At 43.4% G+C, this 17895-nt stretch carries 19 protein-coding genes and 1 pseudogene; 14 read left to right on the top strand and 6 right to left on the bottom strand.

Annotated elements, in window-relative coordinates:
• Positions 1–390 precede the first annotated feature (390 nt).
• From RJD38_RS19890 to RJD38_RS19875, 4 genes are all read left to right on the top strand, one after another.
• A complete protein-coding gene (locus RJD38_RS19890; RefSeq protein WP_174269674.1) occupies positions 391–909 on the top strand; it encodes a lipocalin family protein in 519 nt (172 codons plus the stop codon).
• Positions 910–1092: 183 nt separating this feature from the next.
• Complete coding sequence (locus RJD38_RS19885; protein ID WP_065546292.1) at positions 1093–2154, top strand: S41 family peptidase; 1062 nt, start codon at positions 1093–1095, stop codon at positions 2152–2154.
• Positions 2155–2488: 334 nt separating this feature from the next.
• On the top strand, positions 2489–2905 hold the full coding sequence (locus RJD38_RS19880; protein WP_005599417.1) for a YeeE/YedE family protein: 417 nt from the start codon (positions 2489–2491) through the stop codon (positions 2903–2905).
• A 10-nt stretch (positions 2906–2915) separates the two neighbouring features.
• The gene (locus RJD38_RS19875; protein ID WP_005599416.1) at positions 2916–3356 is read left to right on the top strand and encodes a YeeE/YedE family protein; all 441 of its coding nucleotides are present in this window, start codon (positions 2916–2918) and stop codon (positions 3354–3356) included.
• 28 nt (positions 3357–3384) lie between these two features.
• Here RJD38_RS19875 and RJD38_RS19870 read toward each other — a convergent pair whose 3' ends face one another.
• Positions 3385–4383, bottom strand: coding sequence for an endonuclease/exonuclease/phosphatase family protein (locus RJD38_RS19870; protein WP_065546291.1), 999 nt, complete (start codon positions 4381–4383; stop codon positions 3385–3387).
• A 201-nt stretch (positions 4384–4584) separates the two neighbouring features.
• Between RJD38_RS19870 and nrdD the strand changes: the two genes are divergently transcribed.
• The 5 genes from nrdD to RJD38_RS19845 all read left to right on the top strand — a co-directional run bounded on the left by nrdD (position 4585) and on the right by RJD38_RS19845 (position 10285).
• Positions 4585–6705, top strand: coding sequence for an anaerobic ribonucleoside-triphosphate reductase (gene nrdD / locus RJD38_RS19865; protein WP_065546290.1), 2121 nt, complete (start codon positions 4585–4587; stop codon positions 6703–6705).
• A 65-nt stretch (positions 6706–6770) separates the two neighbouring features.
• The gene (gene nrdG / locus RJD38_RS19860) at positions 6771–7238 is read left to right on the top strand and encodes an anaerobic ribonucleoside-triphosphate reductase-activating protein (protein WP_065546289.1); all 468 of its coding nucleotides are present in this window, start codon (positions 6771–6773) and stop codon (positions 7236–7238) included.
• Positions 7239–7411: 173 nt separating this feature from the next.
• Positions 7412–8158: a hypothetical protein gene (locus RJD38_RS19855; RefSeq protein ID WP_009384395.1), complete on the top strand. Its 747-nt coding sequence runs from the start codon at positions 7412–7414 to the stop codon at positions 8156–8158.
• Positions 8159–8357: 199 nt separating this feature from the next.
• A complete protein-coding gene (locus tag RJD38_RS19850; protein WP_367971475.1) occupies positions 8358–9539 on the top strand; it encodes an aromatic amino acid transaminase in 1182 nt (393 codons plus the stop codon).
• Between the two features lie 59 nt (positions 9540–9598).
• Entirely contained in the window at positions 9599–10285 is a 687-nt protein-coding gene (locus RJD38_RS19845) for a RimK/LysX family protein (RefSeq protein ID WP_065546287.1), read from the top strand.
• 80 nt (positions 10286–10365) lie between these two features.
• Here RJD38_RS19845 and RJD38_RS19840 read toward each other — a convergent pair whose 3' ends face one another.
• From RJD38_RS19840 to RJD38_RS19830, 3 genes are all read right to left on the bottom strand, one after another.
• Entirely contained in the window at positions 10366–10839 is a 474-nt protein-coding gene (locus tag RJD38_RS19840; RefSeq protein WP_005599409.1) for an FKBP-type peptidyl-prolyl cis-trans isomerase, read from the bottom strand.
• Between the two features lie 17 nt (positions 10840–10856).
• Entirely contained in the window at positions 10857–11474 is a 618-nt protein-coding gene (locus RJD38_RS19835) for a thiol:disulfide interchange protein DsbA/DsbL (protein WP_005599408.1), read from the bottom strand.
• Positions 11475–11889: 415 nt separating this feature from the next.
• Positions 11890–13098, bottom strand: a complete 1209-nt coding sequence (locus RJD38_RS19830; protein ID WP_032073033.1) for an IS4 family transposase — start codon at positions 13096–13098, stop codon at positions 11890–11892.
• 107 nt (positions 13099–13205) lie between these two features.
• On the opposite strand from RJD38_RS19830, the pseudogene RJD38_RS19825 reads away from it, so the two are divergent.
• Together RJD38_RS19825 and glpK are read left to right on the top strand one after the other, a co-directional pair.
• Positions 13206–13691 (top strand): annotated as a pseudogene (locus RJD38_RS19825) (OmpA family protein); the annotation flags it as partial.
• A 110-nt stretch (positions 13692–13801) separates the two neighbouring features.
• Positions 13802–15307 carry a glycerol kinase GlpK gene (gene glpK / locus RJD38_RS19820; RefSeq protein WP_065546286.1) on the top strand — a complete coding sequence of 502 codons (1506 nt, stop codon included), beginning with the start codon at positions 13802–13804 and terminating at the stop codon, positions 15305–15307.
• A 125-nt stretch (positions 15308–15432) separates the two neighbouring features.
• Here glpK and RJD38_RS19815 read toward each other — a convergent pair whose 3' ends face one another.
• Together RJD38_RS19815 and RJD38_RS19810 are read right to left on the bottom strand one after the other, a co-directional pair.
• Positions 15433–15669: a YgjV family protein gene (locus RJD38_RS19815; protein ID WP_005599405.1), complete on the bottom strand. Its 237-nt coding sequence runs from the start codon at positions 15667–15669 to the stop codon at positions 15433–15435.
• A gap of 405 nt (positions 15670–16074) precedes the next feature.
• A complete protein-coding gene (locus RJD38_RS19810; RefSeq protein WP_005599404.1) occupies positions 16075–16395 on the bottom strand; it encodes a DUF496 family protein in 321 nt (106 codons plus the stop codon).
• Between the two features lie 190 nt (positions 16396–16585).
• Here RJD38_RS19810 and RJD38_RS19805 point away from each other — a divergent pair, with 190 nt between their 5' ends.
• From RJD38_RS19805 to RJD38_RS19795, 3 genes are read left to right on the top strand one after another with little or no spacing between them, the layout of a single operon-like run.
• A complete protein-coding gene (locus tag RJD38_RS19805) occupies positions 16586–16780 on the top strand; it encodes a hypothetical protein (RefSeq protein ID WP_005599403.1) in 195 nt (64 codons plus the stop codon).
• A 33-nt stretch (positions 16781–16813) separates the two neighbouring features.
• Positions 16814–17470 carry a YceH family protein gene (locus RJD38_RS19800; protein ID WP_065546285.1) on the top strand — a complete coding sequence of 219 codons (657 nt, stop codon included), beginning with the start codon at positions 16814–16816 and terminating at the stop codon, positions 17468–17470.
• Entirely contained in the window at positions 17463–17786 is a 324-nt protein-coding gene (locus RJD38_RS19795) for a GIY-YIG nuclease family protein (protein ID WP_005599401.1), read from the top strand. The genes RJD38_RS19800 and RJD38_RS19795 overlap by 8 nt, the downstream gene beginning before the upstream one ends.
• Positions 17787–17895: the final 109 nt, after the last annotated feature.

Here is a 17895-nt window from a genome sequence, read left to right as displayed (position 1 = left end):
AGGGGCTTCGTGCCCCTTTTCTTATTGGAATTCTTTCGTTTTCGGTAACTTGTACTTCAAATTAACTCTCTTTTGAAGGAGAAGAGCGATATTTAATAAATCGACTTAGAAGCAAAATTAGTCACCAAATAACCAATAGTCGTGGACGATAATTTAAGCCATCTCTCATTTTGCGCTGTTGGGCGGCAAATTCCAAACTTAACAATGGCTTTCATTTGCTTAACGCTTGATAGTAACCAATACGTGTAGGACGGTTAGTTGTTTAGTTCATCGTTTAGTCGGCATCATCGTCGCAATTACGATGACGACTTAGTGTGGTATAGGGAGTTATTTCACTTGGTCTTGTTTAATGAAGTATCATCTAGGCTATTTAGTTACTGTGAAAAATCAATAAAGTGGATTCTTGCTCTGGTCAGTCTGTCATTACTTAATGGATGTTTGGGTATGCCAGATACGGTTAAGCCGGTTGATGACTTTGATCTCAATCGCTATTTAGGGACTTGGTATGAGATCGCACGTCTTGATCATTCCTTTGAAGAAGGGCTTGAGCAGGTTTCAGCAGACTATCTTAAGCTACCCAATGGCGGAATATCGGTAAGAAATCGTGGTTATGATCCTGATGAGCGCGAATGGGTCGAAGCTAGCGGTCAGGCATTTTTTGTTAATCAAGATGATCAAGGCTACTTACAAGTTTCCTTCTTTGGGCCTTTTTATAGCTCTTACGTCATTTTTGAACTGGATAAAGATGGCTATCAGTATGCGTTTGTTTCAGGCCCAAGTTATGACTATCTTTGGCTGCTCTCTCGAACGCCAACGGTTAGTGAAGAGTTAAAGAATCAATTCCGTCATAAAGCACACGCATTGGGCTTTGATACAGACGAGTTAATTTTTGTAAAACAAGATCAATAAGTAACACAATAAGTGGAGTCATCAGGCCGGAGAGTGCTGATGAGTTATGTGTTTAATCAATAAAAGCATAATCAGTAAAAGCATAGCTATAGAATACTAGCGTATTCAATTGAATGAGATGCATGACTCAAGCTGCTCTTTATCCGATGTATTTTACCAATCAACGAAAGTTATGAGGAACCAATGCGCAAGATATTCGGCTTGACGTTATTATCCACTCTTAGTTTGGCCTTTAGTCATACAATTTCGGCCCAAGTTGCATGTCTGCATGAGTTCCGCGAGTTAACTCGATTAGTTGAAGAGAATTATGCAGGTTATGCCGACGTCGCTCGTCAAGATGTCGAGCTAGCACAGGAAAGAACACGAGAAAGAATTCAATATAACCCGGCGATAGATTGTTTTGCTGAACTGTCCAATTGGCTGACTATTTTTGCTGATCCACACTTAGAAATTCTACCCATTGAATCTGCTGAGCACCACCGAGGCAAAAAAATCGCGATGACAGAAATACAGGCCGCTCAAGCGAGTATTGATTGGTTGCCCTCTGACGTCGCACATGTCCGTTTACCGATGTTTGACGATTCCGCCCAGCAGAACCTATCTGAATTTATCCACCGAAATCGGCAGCAGTTGCACGCAGCGGAAGGGATGATCATCGATGTTCGTGGTAATCGAGGTGAGAGTTTTATTGCGATGCGTCAATGGTTGGCGTTAATTGGTTCCGAAGAATACCTTTCGCGCTGGCATGTTTTAGCATCACCCGCTAACAAAACACATTATCAACAACGCTTAGAACAAGTAGACTCCGTGCAGTTACCTAAGGTCAATGCGATGTATACTAAGCTGCTCAATCAAATGGACGCATATCCAAATACATGGATAGAGTATTTATGGCCAACGGTAAACAGTGACCTCATCCTACCGAATTTACACACCATCTATTTGTTAATTGATGATGAAGTGGCGAATGCCGCAGAAGAGTTCGTGATTGCCGCCCGTTCAAACTCTCACGTCACAGTGATGGGCACTCATACTAAAGGTGCGCTTGATTATGGAGAGGCGGTGACTTATCCGATAGGAGTGGAGGACGGGTATCACGTTTTGATCCCTAGTCAGAAGCGAGTGTGGTATCAGTATGGGCCAATTGATAACTCTGGATTAGCCCCGGATGTATTTGTTCGTATGGAGGGAAAAGCGTTGGTTTCTCACGCTTATCTTACGCTTAAACGCAGCATGATGCCTTAGTTAGATTCGTTATCTTCGGTTCGTCTTGTATGCCTTCTATATTCATGTCAAATACGCTTCATTAGAAGTGTTAATCTTATTTTCACTCAGTTCATCGTTGTCGTTCTTCCTGATCGTGCTTTATATCTGTGCCGTTAGTTATGTTACGTGAGTTGTATAGCGGTCATTATGCTTCAGTCACGATACGGTAGTCATTACGGAAAAGACATGACAAATCGCCAGTTCTCCCCGTAGTATATTTATATTAGCAATTGCTTATTTTGGTTTGACTTAACATCTTATATAAGTATTATCTAATGTATTAGTTTAAAAATTAAGCAAAGGATTGACTGTGATGTACGAAGTACCTTGGTTATCGTTATTCGGAGGCATGCTATTGGGTATATCTGCAGTGTTGCTGTTGTTAATTAATGGCAAAGTCGCGGGTATTAGCGGCATTCTCAATGGTGTTGTGAGTCCAAATGCAGGAGAGCGTGCATGGCGTATCCTCTTCTTAGCCGGCATGATGATTGGTGGAGTTGTTGCGCTGAACTGGCTTGGTGTCGCTAGACCCGCATTAGCAAATACCGGACTATGGCTTTATGCCATCGCGGGCTTGTTGGTTGGTATTGGGACCTTCGTCGGAAATGGTTGCACCAGCGGTCACGGTATTTGTGGAATTGGCCGTTTATCGAAGCGTTCGATTGTTGCTACTAGCGTTTTTATGATCGTTGCGGCTTTGACGGTCTATGTTCGTCTGCATGTATTGTGATGAGGTAATGATGAATAGATCAGTTGCGATGACCGCTCCATTGTTAAGTGGCTTACTCTTTGGTTTGGGTATGGCATTGTCTGGCATGATTGACCCGGCAAAAGTGATTGCATTCCTTGATATTACTGGTCAGTGGGATCCAAGCTTAGCTTTTGTTATGGGTGGAGCTCTCTTGGTGTTTTTACCGAGTTACTTTCTGTTGATCAAACCACGAAAAGAAAGTTTAAGTGGTGACTTATACTGTTTACCTGTCAATAAAGATATTGATTGGAAACTGCTTACAGGCGCTGCGATTTTTGGTCTTGGCTGGGGGATTGCCGGCATCTGTCCTGGGCCTGCTGTTGCCAGTCTATTCTACGGCAATGCTGCGATCCCACTGTTTTTGATATCGATGTTCGTTGGTTCTCAGTTAGCCAAACGTTATTTCGTTAAATCTACACATAGTGGTTAACCCCTTGCTGCTGAGCGCAGTGAATAGCCTAGTGACTATTCACTGCGCTCAATGTTATTGATAATGGGCAATGATCGCTAAGTTGATAGCGCAAAATGTCATCGCGAGCAAATAAATCCTGCTTAGCACTATCAATGACAAAGTGGTGGCTAACCACGATGTGATCGATAAGCGAGCGGAATTGATGGGTACGACTCGGCTTGTTGCGACTGCGAACAATACAATCTGCATTGACGTTGCGCGTAGAAAGGTGTGCTTGGGAATACCGAGCTATCTCTTTCCATAACCAATCGTTAGGGTAGGCGAGATTATGGTTGAAATCGCCACTGATAATATAGGGCTGCTTTCTTTGTTCACGTTGCAGAATCCAACGGTTTAACTCTACGCCCTGTTGTTTCAGCGTCTTGCAGTTGTCGTTTGACTTATACTGACCGCTGCACCGTGCTTTTAGATGAAGACTTAGCAGATGAACGGGTTGCTTGAAGCGATCGTGTAGAACGATGTAACTGGCGAATCTAAGCTTATCTCGACGCTTGTCACCCAACAGAGAAAAGTCATTCGGATCGGAAACCGAAAGTCCATTCTTTACCGCAAATCCAGTGTATTGGTTGATATCGTTAAACTGTAAGTGCTGGTTCTTAGCATCGCTTCGATCCGACAAATAGATCGTATAGTTCTCTCCCACGACGCGCTGGATTGCTGCTTTATTCGAAACCTCTTGAAACGCAAGGATTGGAGTGTCGATCTGACGGAAATAGTAAGAAATTTTGCTAAAATCAGCGTTTGATCGCAATGATGGTTTGAAACGCTTATTTCCCTTGATATCTAGCCACTCCATGTTCCATGTCGAAATTTTAATCTCTTGTTGCGCTAGTGTTGGTTGTGCGTATAAAACCACTACATATAGCAAAATGTGACATTTCACAGCACAATTCATTAAAAATTTCTCATAAAATTTTAGCCAAGCCATATCCGACAAGCCCTCGCAAAAAATCAAGTTTAAAAGCGAAAAAAATGCAATTTTCACGCTTTTCTTTGTATCTGAGATCTATGCCATTAAGATCGATTTGTTATTGCTCTCTAACTTATATTTATTGATCTAAATCAATACTTTTGACTCGTGGTTTGAGTTTAATACGGCACAACATATAGTGTCAGCCGAACAATAATTAGCCCTATATAGTGTATTTGTGGATAACTCTGTGAGTATGCTGGGTAAGGAGATAAAGTGAAACCAATCGTAATCAAGCGCGATGGCTCAAGAGCGCCATTTAGCCGAGATCGTATCCAAGCAGCAGTGGAAGCTGCAGCTGATCAAGTAGACAACGAAATCGCCATTCATGCTTTAAATGTAGCATTAGCGGTTGAGCTACAGCTAAAAGATCACGATGAAGTTCATATCACTGAAATCCAAACCCTAGTTGAAAACGAATTGATGCAAGGACCATTCAAGTCTCTTGCTCGTTCATACATCGAATATCGCCACGACCGCGATATCGCACGTGAAAAGCAAAGCACATTAACGCGTGAAATCGAAGGCTTAATCGAAGAAAGCAACGTTGATCTCATCAACGAGAACGCTAATAAAGATGGTAAAGTGATCCCAACGCAACGTGATTTACTTGCTGGTATTGTGGCGAAGCACTACGCAAAGACCCACATTTTGCCTCGCGATATTGTACAAGCGCATGAAGAAGGCGATATCCACTACCACGATCTCGATTACGCACCGTTTTTCCCAATGTTCAACTGTATGCTTATCGATCTTAAGGGCATGTTAACGCATGGTTTTAAAATGGGTAATGCTGAGATTGATACGCCAAAATCAATTTCAACGGCGACTGCAGTGACAGCGCAGATCATCGCGCAAGTGGCGAGCCATATTTACGGTGGCACCACGATCAACCGCATCGATGAAGTATTGGCTCCTTATGTCTCGGCCAGCTACGAAAAACACCTACTAACAGCGAAAGAGTGGGATATTCACACGCCGGAAGCGTTTGCTATTTCACGTACCGAAAAAGAATGTTATGACGCATTTCAATCATTGGAGTATGAAGTAAACACACTACATACCGCCAATGGCCAAACCCCGTTTGTAACGTTTGGTTTTGGTCTAGGCACTAGCTGGGAATCACGCCTGATCCAACAATCGATTCTGAAGAACCGTATCGCAGGTTTGGGCAAAAACAGCAAAACAGCGGTATTCCCTAAATTGGTTTTTGCAATCAAAGATGGCCTAAACCATAAAGCTGAAGATCCAAGCTACGATATCAAACAGCTTGCGCTTGAGTGTGCTTCAAAACGCATGTACCCAGATATCCTTAACTACGACAAAATTGTCGAAGTGACCGGCTCATTCAAAACCCCAATGGGTTGCCGTAGCTTCTTAAACCCATATGAAGAAAATGGCGAGCTGATTCATGAAGGTCGTAATAACCTTGGTGTTGTGAGCTTGAACTTGCCACGTATCGCATTGCGTTCAAACGGTGATGAAAAAGCGTTCTACAAACTACTTGATGAGAAATTAGATATCGCTCGTCGCGCACTTGAGACGCGTATTTCTCGTTTGGAAAACGTCAAAGCTCGTGTTGCGCCAATCCTGTATATGGAAGGAGCATGTGGTGTTCGTTTAAAAGCGGATGATTCAATTGCCGATATCTTTAAAAACGGTCGTGCATCTATCTCGCTTGGCTACATCGGTATCCATGAAACGGTTAATGCACTATTTGGTACAGAGACTCACGTTTACGACAGTGAAGAATTGCGCCAAAAAGCGTTGGATCTTGTGAGTTACTTGAAGAAAAACGTTGAGCAGTGGGCGGAAGAAACGGGTTATGCATTTAGCCTATACGGTACACCGAGTGAAAACTTGTGTAGTCGTTTCTGCCGTATCGACACCAAAGAATTTGGTGTGGTAGAAGGTGTAACGAACAAAGGTTATTACACAAACAGTTTCCACTTAGATGTAGAAAAGAAAGTAAACCCATACGATAAGATCGATTTTGAAATGCCTTATCCGCATATCTCAACGGGTGGCTTCATCTGTTATGGTGAATTCCCGAACATGCAACGCAATATTGAAGCGTTAGAAAACGTGTGGGATTACAGTTATAGCCGCGTACCGTATTACGGTACCAATACACCAATCGATGAGTGTTATGAGTGTGGCTATACCGGTGAATTTGAGTGTACGAGTAAAGGTTTTACTTGTCCGAGCTGCGGCAACCACGACTCTAGCAAAGTGTCAGTAACCCGCCGTGTGTGTGGCTATCTTGGTAGCCCAGATGCTCGCCCGTTTAACTTTGGTAAACAAGAAGAAGTTAAACGTCGCGTTAAGCACCTTTAATCGTTGCTAACACACTGAATAGTAACCAGCTCGTTTAGGCGAGCTGTTTTTTTTGCAGAAGAACTATGAATTATCACCAATACTATCCAATCGATGTCATTAACGGTCCAGGCACTCGTTGTACTTTATTCGTTTCGGGCTGTGTTCATCAATGCAAAGGGTGTTATAACCAGTCAACATTGCGACTTGATAGTGGTCATGAGTTCACCCAAGCGCTAGAAGACCAAGTCATTGCCGATTTGAATGACACGCGCATCAAGCGCAAAGGTTTGTCTCTTTCAGGAGGTGATCCGCTTCATCCGGCTAATGTAGCTTCGGTACTAAAACTGGTAAAACGTGTACGCAACGAATGTCCAGGGAAAGACATCTGGCTTTGGAGTGGTTATACGCTTGCGGAATTGAGTGATGAGCAACGAGCAGTGGTCGATCTTCTTGATGTACTGGTGGATGGAAAGTTCGTGCAAGAGAAGAAAGATCTTAACTTGGAATGGCGAGGCAGCTCAAACCAAGTGATACATCGGTTCAAAATTTAGAAAAGGCAGCGAATTCGCTGCCTTTTTTGTATCTAGCAATGTCGCATTTATTAGAAAATTCAATTTCATCAGTCATTTACGCGTGCTAGTTTTAACTGGCATTGAGTTAAGACGTGAACCTGTCATCAACGTGTTGATGCAGTAATTTTCGTCATTAGATGGAATTGAGCTGTATGGATTATGAAGTAACGACGCTAAGTGAAAGACCGGATTTAATTGACCAAGTAGCGAACCTAGACAATCGTTCATGGCCCGTATTTTTACAGCACGGTGATGCAGACAATTGGCATCATCTGTATGAGGCCTTTAGTGAAACCGTGTTAATTTTACTTTCCAGTGATCAAGTTATTGGGGCGGGTTTTACGATCCCAATCAAGTGGGGGGGCGGCGTAACGAGCTTACCTGAAACGATCGATGATGTTCTTGAACGTGGTTTAGCTATACAGAATTCCAAGTTACCAGCGAATACGTTGGTCCCGATTGCCGCTTTAGTTGATCCCAGTGTTCAGGGGGAAGGACTAAGCGCGAGCATCTTGTTAGAAATGAAAGCGCTCGCAAAACGTCTAGGTTTAACCTCTTTAGTGGTTCCTGTACGCCCAACTTATAAATCCAAATACCCAATTCAATCGATCCAAAGTTATGCTAGTTGGTTACGTGATGATGGTCTCTATTACGATCCTTGGTTGCGTGTTCACCAAAAACTGGGAGCGAAAGCGATTCATATCGCCAACTGTACGTTGACCGTTAAAGGTTCGATTGCCCAGTGGTCGCAATGGACCGATATGATTTTCCCACATTCAGGTCAGTACATTGTGCCCGGAGCATTATCGACACTTGAAATCGATAAAGCGAATGATTGCGGTATCTATCGTGAACCCAATGTATGGATGAAGCATCCGATGAGCGACGAACTCTCGTGATACGAGAAGATATAGAATGACGAAGCGGGGTAGTGCCCCGCTTTTTTGTGCGCGTGATTAACTTGGGCTGCTTCTAATACCAATCAACATCGAGGAAAAATTTTAGTTGGAGCTTGGTTTAGTAGTCGTAATTTAAAAAAAGTAGTGATAACTTGAAACTCATATTACTAACGTTGAATTTCAAAGGGTTGTGACTTTCATGTTTACTCATTTACCGACACCTCAATTAGATCCCATTCTTTCGCTCTCCGTTGCTTATAAAAATGATCCACGCAGTGAAAAAGTGGATCTCGGTATTGGGGTGTATAAAAACAGCGCAGGTGAAACACCGATCATGCGCGCAATTTCTCAAGCTCAAGATATCGTGGTCGCCACGCAACAGACAAAGTCTTATGTTGGTCTTGCGGGCTGTGAAGAGTTCAACCAATCCATGGTCAATCTGGTTTTGGGTGGCACGTCAGTATTAGATCGAGTGAGTGCGGTACAAACACCGGGTGCGAGCGGTGCGCTGCGTATGCTGGGCGACTTAATAAAGGTTGCTCAGCCTAATACCACTGTGTGGATTTCTAATCCAAGTTACGTTAACCACAAACCCGTCATGGAAGCGGCCGGATTAAAAGTAAACTACTACCGCTATTTCAGCCCACAAACCAAACAAGTCGACAAAGGAATGATGTTGGAAGACTTAGCGAAAGCAGGTCAAAATGATGTGGTGCTTTTGCATGGCTGCTGCCATAACCCGACGGGTGCGGATATCGATTTTGATGCATGGCAGCAAATCACGGCTCTTGCGCAGAAAAATGGTTTCACACCTTTCGTTGATGTTGCATATCAAGGGTTTGGTGATGGGCTTGATGCGGACGCCAAAGGTTTGCGCTACATGGCCGACAACGTTGATGAAATGCTGATCACGACGTCATGTTCGAAAAATTTTGGTTTATACCGTGAGCGCACCGGCGCAGCCATTGTACTTGGTCAATCAACGGTTGATGCGAACAATGCCAAAGGAAAACTCCTAACATTGGCGCGTTCAACTTATACCATGCCACCTGATCATGGTGCAGCATTAGTGAAAACTATTCTTCAAAATCAAGAGTTAACTGAGGTTTGGAAGCAAGAGTTAAGTGAAATGCAACAGCGTTTGTTAAGCCTACGCAAAAGTTTATGTGATGAGTTGCGAAATGCCCACAATACTTCACAATTTGATTTCATCGAATCTCACAAAGGGATGTTTACTGTGCTAGGCTTTAGCCAAAGTCAAATGTCGCAACTGCGTGAAGAATATGGCATTTATGGTGTGGGGGACGGGCGTATTAATATTGCTGGTCTAACTGAAAAAGACATCCCATGTGTGGCCGAAGCAATAATTAAAGTCTCTTAAGATGGTTGTAAAAAGACTCTTTGGAGTCTTCAAGAAATAAATGAAATTTGGGGGAATGAATGAAAAAATCGTGGAAGGCGTTAGTTCCATTATTATTGTGCGGTGGCTTAGTTGCTTGTGCGAATACAAATGAGCAAGCCGTCGACAAGGACAGCAAACCTCAAACACCGCCAAAAGTTGAACAACCGGAAACCTCACCAGAAACTAAGCCCGCGGTGACGCCTGATGATAAAGTCACTCAACAGCCGGAAGTCAAGCCGAAGCCTGAAACCAAGCCTGTCGAAAAGCCCAAACCACCAGTCATAGAGGCGCAACAAACCGCTGATGGCCGTTTGATTTTAGGTGAAAAAGAGTGGGTGTATATTCCCGGTTTAGAGCAGTCGTTTAAAGCGCGTATTGATACTGGCGCGACCACATCATCAATCAGTGCCGTTGACATCGTATCATTTGAACGTGATGGTAATGATTGGGTTAAATTTAAAATTGAACACGATGGCATCAAGAGCAAAGAAATCGCTCTTCCGGTTGATCGATGGGTTAAGATCCGTCAATCGAGTGCCGATGGCACTCAGCGTAGGGCAGTGGTTCAAGCGTGGATTCAGATTGGTGATTTGAAAGAGAAAACAGAGTTTACCCTAGCGGATAGAACGCATCTTACTTTTCCAGTATTGCTGGGGCGAAGCTTCTTTAAAGATGTGGCTTTAGTCGATGTGAGTAAGAAGTATATTCAAGACAAGCATAAGTAACCTGTTTTTCATATCCCAATTACGGGGAAAAACAAAAAACCGCTCAATGAGCGGTTTTTTTATAAATTTCTGAGTTAGCGTTATTGAATTTCAATAAGCTCTACATCAAAAATAAGCGTCGCTGCAGGTGGAATAGGGCCTGTACCGCCTTTTCCATAAGCCAGTGTGCTTGGAATGTAGAGACGGAACTTGTCGCCTTCTACCATGTAAGTTAAACCTTCCTGCCAGCCTTTAATGACTTGGCCAAGACCAAATGTAATTGGCTCTCCACGCTCAACCGAACTATCAAAGACTGTACCGTCAATGAGCGTACCGTGGTAATGAACTTTAACGCGATTTGCCGTTGTTGGATAAACGCTTCCTTCACCTTTAGTCAGAACTTCATACTGAAGACCACTTTCGGTGGTAACCACACCTTCTTTAGTCCCATTTTCTAGCAAGAAAGCTTGGCCAAGTTGGAAGTTTTCATCAGCTGCTTTGTGGTTAGTCCAAGTACGGTAAATGAAAAAACCGGCAAGCACAAAAATGATGATTGGAAATACAAATTTAGACATGAATCCTTTCCGTTAATTTATTTTTTGATTAGGTAGTTAATGGTGTCAGCAATACTATCGACATTCTGGTGACCAGAAGTAATCACTTGGTATTTACCGTTAACAATGAAAGTTGGTACTGAGCTGATCTGACCTTGCGTAGTAATGTCATCTGCCAGTTGTATTGCTTGGAATAGCTGAGCCTGCTGTTCTTCGTTTAGGTTGTATGGCGAGATCAGGTTACGGCTTTGAAATGCGTTATCGATGGCCGCTTTACGTTGTGCAATGGTCGAACCGTCACCCATTTGTACAGCAGAAAAAAGCTCAAGCATCATTTGGTGATCAGGTTTATGGCCAAGTTGCATTTCTGCTGCGTAGTAAATCATCGCGCCAATTTGTGCACTTTCGTTAAAGGTCACGTGGATCTTACCAATGCTTTGATCGATCAAACTTTCCAGTTTAGGAATTTCCGCTTCCATTTTGCCGCAGTGACCACAGTTCAACGAAAACACTTCTGTTACTTGCGGAATACGGAAGGTAGATAGGTTCGCGGGCAGTTTTGAATATTGCTCACCTTCAACTGGTACGGTGTTGTCAGAACAACCCGCTAATAAAGCCGAAGCACCTAGCAAAAATAGTGTGATCATTTTTTTCATAAAAGTTTCTCGTTACGTGCGCGGCAAAGGCGCATTTAAAGTGGTTTGATTTTACCGTTAAGTCAGGATTTAACAAACGGTTATAACTTCAGAGTAGCAATTTCTAACAACTTATCGTCATATGTTTGTAGTTATGAACGAGAAACGTGAGTGTTTGCGATAAAAATGAGCAAGCAAATAACTTTTTGTTTAATCGATCTAAAGAAATCGACTAATAGGGCGATATAACGTCTGTAAGCAATCGATTTAGATGGTAGTCAGATGAGAGCATTAATAGCCTTAAGCATGTTGTTGGCCCTACCGGGGTGTGGTTCGTTACCCGATGATATCCTCAACGACAACATGTTGACCATAGCGCCGCAAGGTGAACAAGACGTAATGCACCCTGATTGGGGCAAAGCACTGAGGGATCCCCTCATAATTTCCCCAAAGCACAACCATGTTTGAATAGATTTTGAGCAAGCAGGGTTGCAGCCGCGAGCAAGTCTTCCCTCGTTATTGTGTAGCCAGAATGCCGCAAAACTTCCATCCCTAAGCGCACTGTTGAGAGTACATTTCGATTTTTGACAGTGTTAGCTTGGAAGTGCTTATCCCAACCTTGTTTCTGACCATGAACTCCAGCAAGCCAAAATGTCAGTTGAAGCATTAGGGCGATTAGCAGCATGATATCAAAGCGCTCTGAGCTGCTAGTTCGGCTATGACGGAGGCCTAAACCGTAGGCTGGGCTTTTCAAGTCTCGGAAGGTTTCTTCAATTTGCATACGCTTCGAGTAGAGCCTAACAAGTTGCTTTGGTGTTCGGATTTCAACGGGCAAGTTAGTCGCTAAAACCCATGGTTCTTTTGTCGAAGCGGAGTAGATTTTAGGTGACGGATGATGACAATTAGTCCGTGTCGAACGCTGATTTTTTCGGCCTTTAGGACGTGATTTATACAGTGCAATTTGACATGAAATTGGGTTGCTCTTAGTCAACCTCTTATAGCCTAAAGTCTTTGAGCGACTTGAGGATATGCTATGTAAGTTGCTGATAGGTTGCCAGTTTTCCGCACCTAAATCTGCATATTGCACTTTCCCTCTGACTCGACTTAACCAGTACCAACCTAGCTTTTCAACGGATTTATACCATGGCACTTTAAAGCCAGCATCACTGACAATGAGCGGTGTAGTGTTACTCGGTAGAATGCTTGCAAGGTCGGCTAGAAATTGGTCATGAGCCTTCTTTGAACATTGCTCTGAAAGCGGAAAGGCTTTCTCATAAAGAGTAATAGAACGACCATGTAGTGCCACCGAAGCCCGCAATACCATAAGCCGTTTTTGCTCACGAATATCAGACCAGTCAACAAGAACAATGGGCATCGAATTACCTGAACAGATAAAGCTGGCATGCCAACGGTATACAGCGAGTCGCTCTTTGTGCAAGTGACGATTACCTAACAATCTGTCGATTCGTTTGATGTTATGTTTTGTTCTGGCTTTCGTTGGCAGGTTACGACCAAGTTCGGTAAGAGTGAGCGTTTTACATTCAAGTAATGCGTGGCAAGCCAGCGTTAAACTGTTGAGTCGTTTTAAGTGCAATTCAGGGCAGAATTGGTAAAGAGAGTCGTGTAAAATATCGAGTTCGCACATCTTGTTGTCTGGTTATTGATTTTTCTCAGAACCATTTGATCACATGACAAGATGTGCATCTACCTTAAATTTATGATTTTTATCAAAATCATTAGGGGATTCCTCAGGGCAAAGCAACAGTGAAACCAAAGTCCGGCGTGCAAGGCCCCTATGGCGAAAAGAATGCGTACCAACCACACTCACTAGAAAGTTTTCTAGCAAAGCACAATTTAAATTATGAAGTGCTGCCGGGTGATTACAAGATGGTCAAACTGGTCGATACGATCAAGTTCAATACGGGTTCATCGCAAGTGTCTCGTCAGTCTGCTTACTGGCTCGACGTTATCGCCCGCTACGTTGCGTCCCAGCCAGGTATTGATGTAGTAATTGATGGGCATGCTGACAATACTGGCGCCGCGAAGTTCAATGACAAGCTATCGGTCAAACGTGCCGACGCCGTCAAGCAGTCTTTAGTCAACAATAGCGTTGATCAGCGTTCAATATTTACACGTGGCTATGGCGAAGCTGAGCCTGCTTGTAATAATGCTACTGCAAAAGGTAAAGCCTGTAATCGACGTGCAGAAGTCCTGTTCATCTTATCGGTGGATTATTAAGCAAACCGTACTCATCTAGACGAATTAGCACGAGAATAGCGACATTGGCGCTATTCTCGTTTTTGTATCTGCCTATAATTACTCTCAAGACGTGCCAATAGGAAAATTACGTGGCTGAACAACCCAAATATATCGTTGCGCTGGATCAGGGCACAACAAGCTCCCGAACGATCGTGTTTGATCATCAAGGCAGTGTGGTCGCCAATGCGCAGCGTGAATTCAAACAGATTTATCCTCAAGCCGGCTGGGTTGAGCATGACCCGCTTGATATCTATGCAAGCCAAAGTGCAACGTTAACCGAAGCCTTAGCAAAGGCGGGGATTCGTGGCGACGAAATCGCGGCGATAGGGATTACGAATCAACGTGAAACCACGGTGGTGTGGAATAAATTAACGGGTAAGCCCGTGCACAACGCAATTGTATGGCAATGTCGTCGTACAACGCCGAACTGTGATGAATTAGTTGCACGTGGTTTAGAAGCGTGCATAAAGACGAAAACAGGCTTGGTACTTGACCCATACTTTTCGGCAACCAAGATACAATGGATCTTAGACAACGTTGATGGTGCTCGGGAACAAGCCGAGCGGGGCGAATTGTTATTTGGCACGGTGGACAGTTGGCTCATTTGGAAAATGACGCAAGGAAACGTTCACGCAACAGACTACACCAATGCTTCACGTACCATGCTGTTTAATATTGACGATAAGGTGTGGGATGATGAATTACTGCAATTGTTTACGATTCCCAAATCGATGTTGCCACAGGTGCAATCTTCTTCATCGTATTTTGGTGATGCAAACATTGCAGGCCATAACATTCCTATCTGCGGTGTCGCCGGCGATCAACAAGCAGCGCTGTTTGGTCAAAAATGCACCCAAGCAGGTCAAGCCAAAAATACCTATGGTACGGGCTGTTTCTTATTAATGAATACCGGGCAGCAACGTGTTAATTCAACTCATGGACTGTTAACGACACTCGCTTGTGATGCACAAGGTCACCCGTGTTATGCCCTTGAAGGCTCTGTTTTCATGGGCGGCGCATCCGTTCAGTGGCTACGTGATGAGTTGAAATTACTGAACTCTGCTCAGCAATCGGAAGAGATGGCGACACAAGTAAACTCCACCAATGGTGTTTATGTGGTTCCTGCTTTTACAGGGTTGGGCGCCCCTTATTGGGATGCGCATGCCAGAGGTACAATTGTGGGGTTAACCCGAGGTGTTAATGCCAATCATATTGTCAGAGCCACCTTAGAAAGCATTGCGTATCAATCAAAGGACGTATTGGCGGCCATGCAAGCCGATTCCGGCATGACATTGGAACATCTCAATGTAGATGGTGGTGCGGTTAAAAATAACTTCCTAATGCAATTTCAAGCCGATGTATTGGCAACCCCCGTTGTTCGGCCTCAAGTTGGTGAGCTTACCGCTCTTGGCGCAGCTTATCTGGCGGCGTTGGGATGCAAAACATGGCCTCATAGTGAGCAAGCGGCCAGTGCCAACGCGATAAATGATGTATTCATGCCTTGCCAAGATAACCACAAACAAGCTCAACGCTATAAAGGTTGGAAGCGCGCGGTGAAGTGCGCCCAGTTATGGGCAACATTAGACGATGAGTAATAGATAGACTGAATCATCTTATTTAAGTGATTCAGGCTTGTTTGCTTCGTTAAACCTTGAGTAAGCGCTGCATAGCAGGCTTACTCTGCTTACTTTTCAACTACCTAGACGATCGAAACAAAACGTTAGACTTGTTTGTGTTTGTCTTGGTGCATTTTGACCAGGAAGTAAACATTAACGCACGCGATGAAACCATTAGTCAGAACCACTGGCCAGGAATCAATCATTAAGCCGTAAGCGGTAAAAAGCGCACAGCCAAAAAAGTTGATGATACGTAACTTGATGATATCTTTCATAGTCAGTGATAGTGCGACCATGATGGATGCAGCGTAGCCTAATAGTTCGACTCCGTTAAAGTCCATTGTTAACCCTCATTTTATTGCGATGCTGTATTGGTGCGACTTTGTGTTTTAGCGGAGCGGTTAGCTTGGTATGCGTCCTTCCCCTATGAGTTCTAGGAGATAGGAATTGATTACGCTGCGTTGAACTCAAAGTTTGTACCAAAAGTCATTCTGAATGCATGGTATGTGTTGTTATATTTAGCATTGCATTGACAGATGCTTATTGTGTTTAACAAAAGCATAGCAGCGACAAAACTGTGATTAAACCCTCGAAATGCAGAAGATTGAAGGTTAGCGATTACGCAAACGGTTGGGGAATGGAAGGTTATGCAACGAAGTGTTAACTAAAAAGCAAAAAAAAGCTCACATATAGGCATGTGAGCTCAACTCTATTCAGACTGAAAAATCAGCCTTTACCGCGATAAGTTATTTCTTAACGCCTTTTTGAACTTGTTTGTCAGCTTCGGTTAGTTCACGAATGCGACGGCTGATGTCACGACGTTCTTTTGAGATTTCAGCGCTTTTGATGATGTGGTCATCAACACGGTCTTCGTAATCCGCTTTCATGTTTTTGATGATTGCAACGATTTCATCATGAGACATGTCTGCAACGATGTAATCCATCAAGTTTTCTAAAAGGTCTACACGTTTACGGTTATCACGAACTTTTTTCTCGTTATCGATAAGCTCACGTTTTAACTTATTCTTACGACGCGCCTGAGATACGATTTCAAATACACCACTCATAGGTTCCATTCCTAGTTTTAACGTTAACTGACAATGATTAAATCATAACAGAGCGGGGGTTTACAGTACTAAGATCAATCATTTCGCCAACTTGGTGCTTTTATCAGCAATTCGTTTCAAGATAGATTGAGCCTATCGCTGGAACGATATATTATTTTGTAAAGTCACTTGAATGATAACGTGTTGAATTATGCGAAGTTCCGACATTATCTTACCAAAGCCTGAAGCGTCCTCAGATGAAACGCGCAGTGAAAAACTTGTCAAAGCGTACATATTTGAGAGAACACAGCAAGAAATCACCGAAGTCGAGCTAAACCGCGCTAAAATTGTCATTATTGATGAAAATGGCAACTTGAAGCGAGTGCCACTCTTGGCAGAACACTGATTCATATCAAAGTTAAAATAATAAGGAAGTATTATGAATATTGAGCTATCCCCGATTGAAGCACGAGTGATTGGTTGTCTTATCGAAAAAGAAGTCACAACACCTGATTACTATCCCCTAACGCTCAATAGTTTAACCGCCGCTTGTAACCAAAAAAGTAACCGCGAACCTGTTTTGCAACTGAGTGATTCTGATGTGCAAGCCGCCGTTGATAGTTTGATCTCCCGCCGTTTAGTCAGTGATGAGAGTAGCTTTAATAGCCGTGCAAACAAGTTCCAGCATCGTTTTTGTAACACGGAATTTGGCGATCTGAAGCTGAGTAAGCAGGAAAAAGGTATTGTTTGCTGTTTGCTACTTCGTGGCGCTCAAACGCCGGGTGAAATTCGCACTCGCACCAATCGCCTTGCTGAATTTTCTGACGTAAAGGAAGTCGAGGCGTTACTAGAAAAAATGGCCAATGCAGAAACGGGCGCTCTCGTCGTTAAGTTGCCACGTGAAGCGGGTAAACGAGAATCACGTTACCAGCACCTGTTTAGCGGCGAAGTAGATATTGAAGCGTTAGCAGCCTTAGCACCGTCATCAACAGGTCAATCGGCGAATGCTCGCATTGTTGAGTTGGAAGCGGAAGTTACGGCATTAAAAGCGGAAGTACTCGAATTACGAGCGACCATTGAACACTTGAATGGATAGCAAAATTGTTACTTATTGGCGCGTGTATTTTGTTCGTACTCGCGCCAATCGACTCTACTGTGGTATCACAACCGATGTTGAGCGTCGTTTTAAGATGCATTGTGCTGGTACCGGGGCAAAGGCATTGAAAGGCCAAGGGCCACTGACATTGGCTTGGCATCATCCTGCTGGCGATAACCGTAGTATTGCGTCCAAAGTGGAATATCAATTAAAACAACTCGGCAAGCCGCAGAAAGAGGCTTTGATCTGCGGTGAAATAGAACTTAGTTCGGTGCTTAATGGTGGCGATTATGCGCAGATTATTATGTGCAGATAGGTCAGCTAAGTAAAAATGTATTACGCTTAATAAAACACAAATAATTAAAATAAAATTCTGATGGTTCAGCATTGTACTGAACTACTAAAATTGCTAGGTAAATAAGAGA

It is taken from the genome of Vibrio scophthalmi (assembly GCF_040869025.1).
Lineage (GTDB): Bacteria > Pseudomonadota > Gammaproteobacteria > Enterobacterales > Vibrionaceae > Vibrio > Vibrio scophthalmi.
Note: the sequence above shows the minus strand (reverse complement) of the source record. Positions and strands in the feature narration are given on the sequence as shown.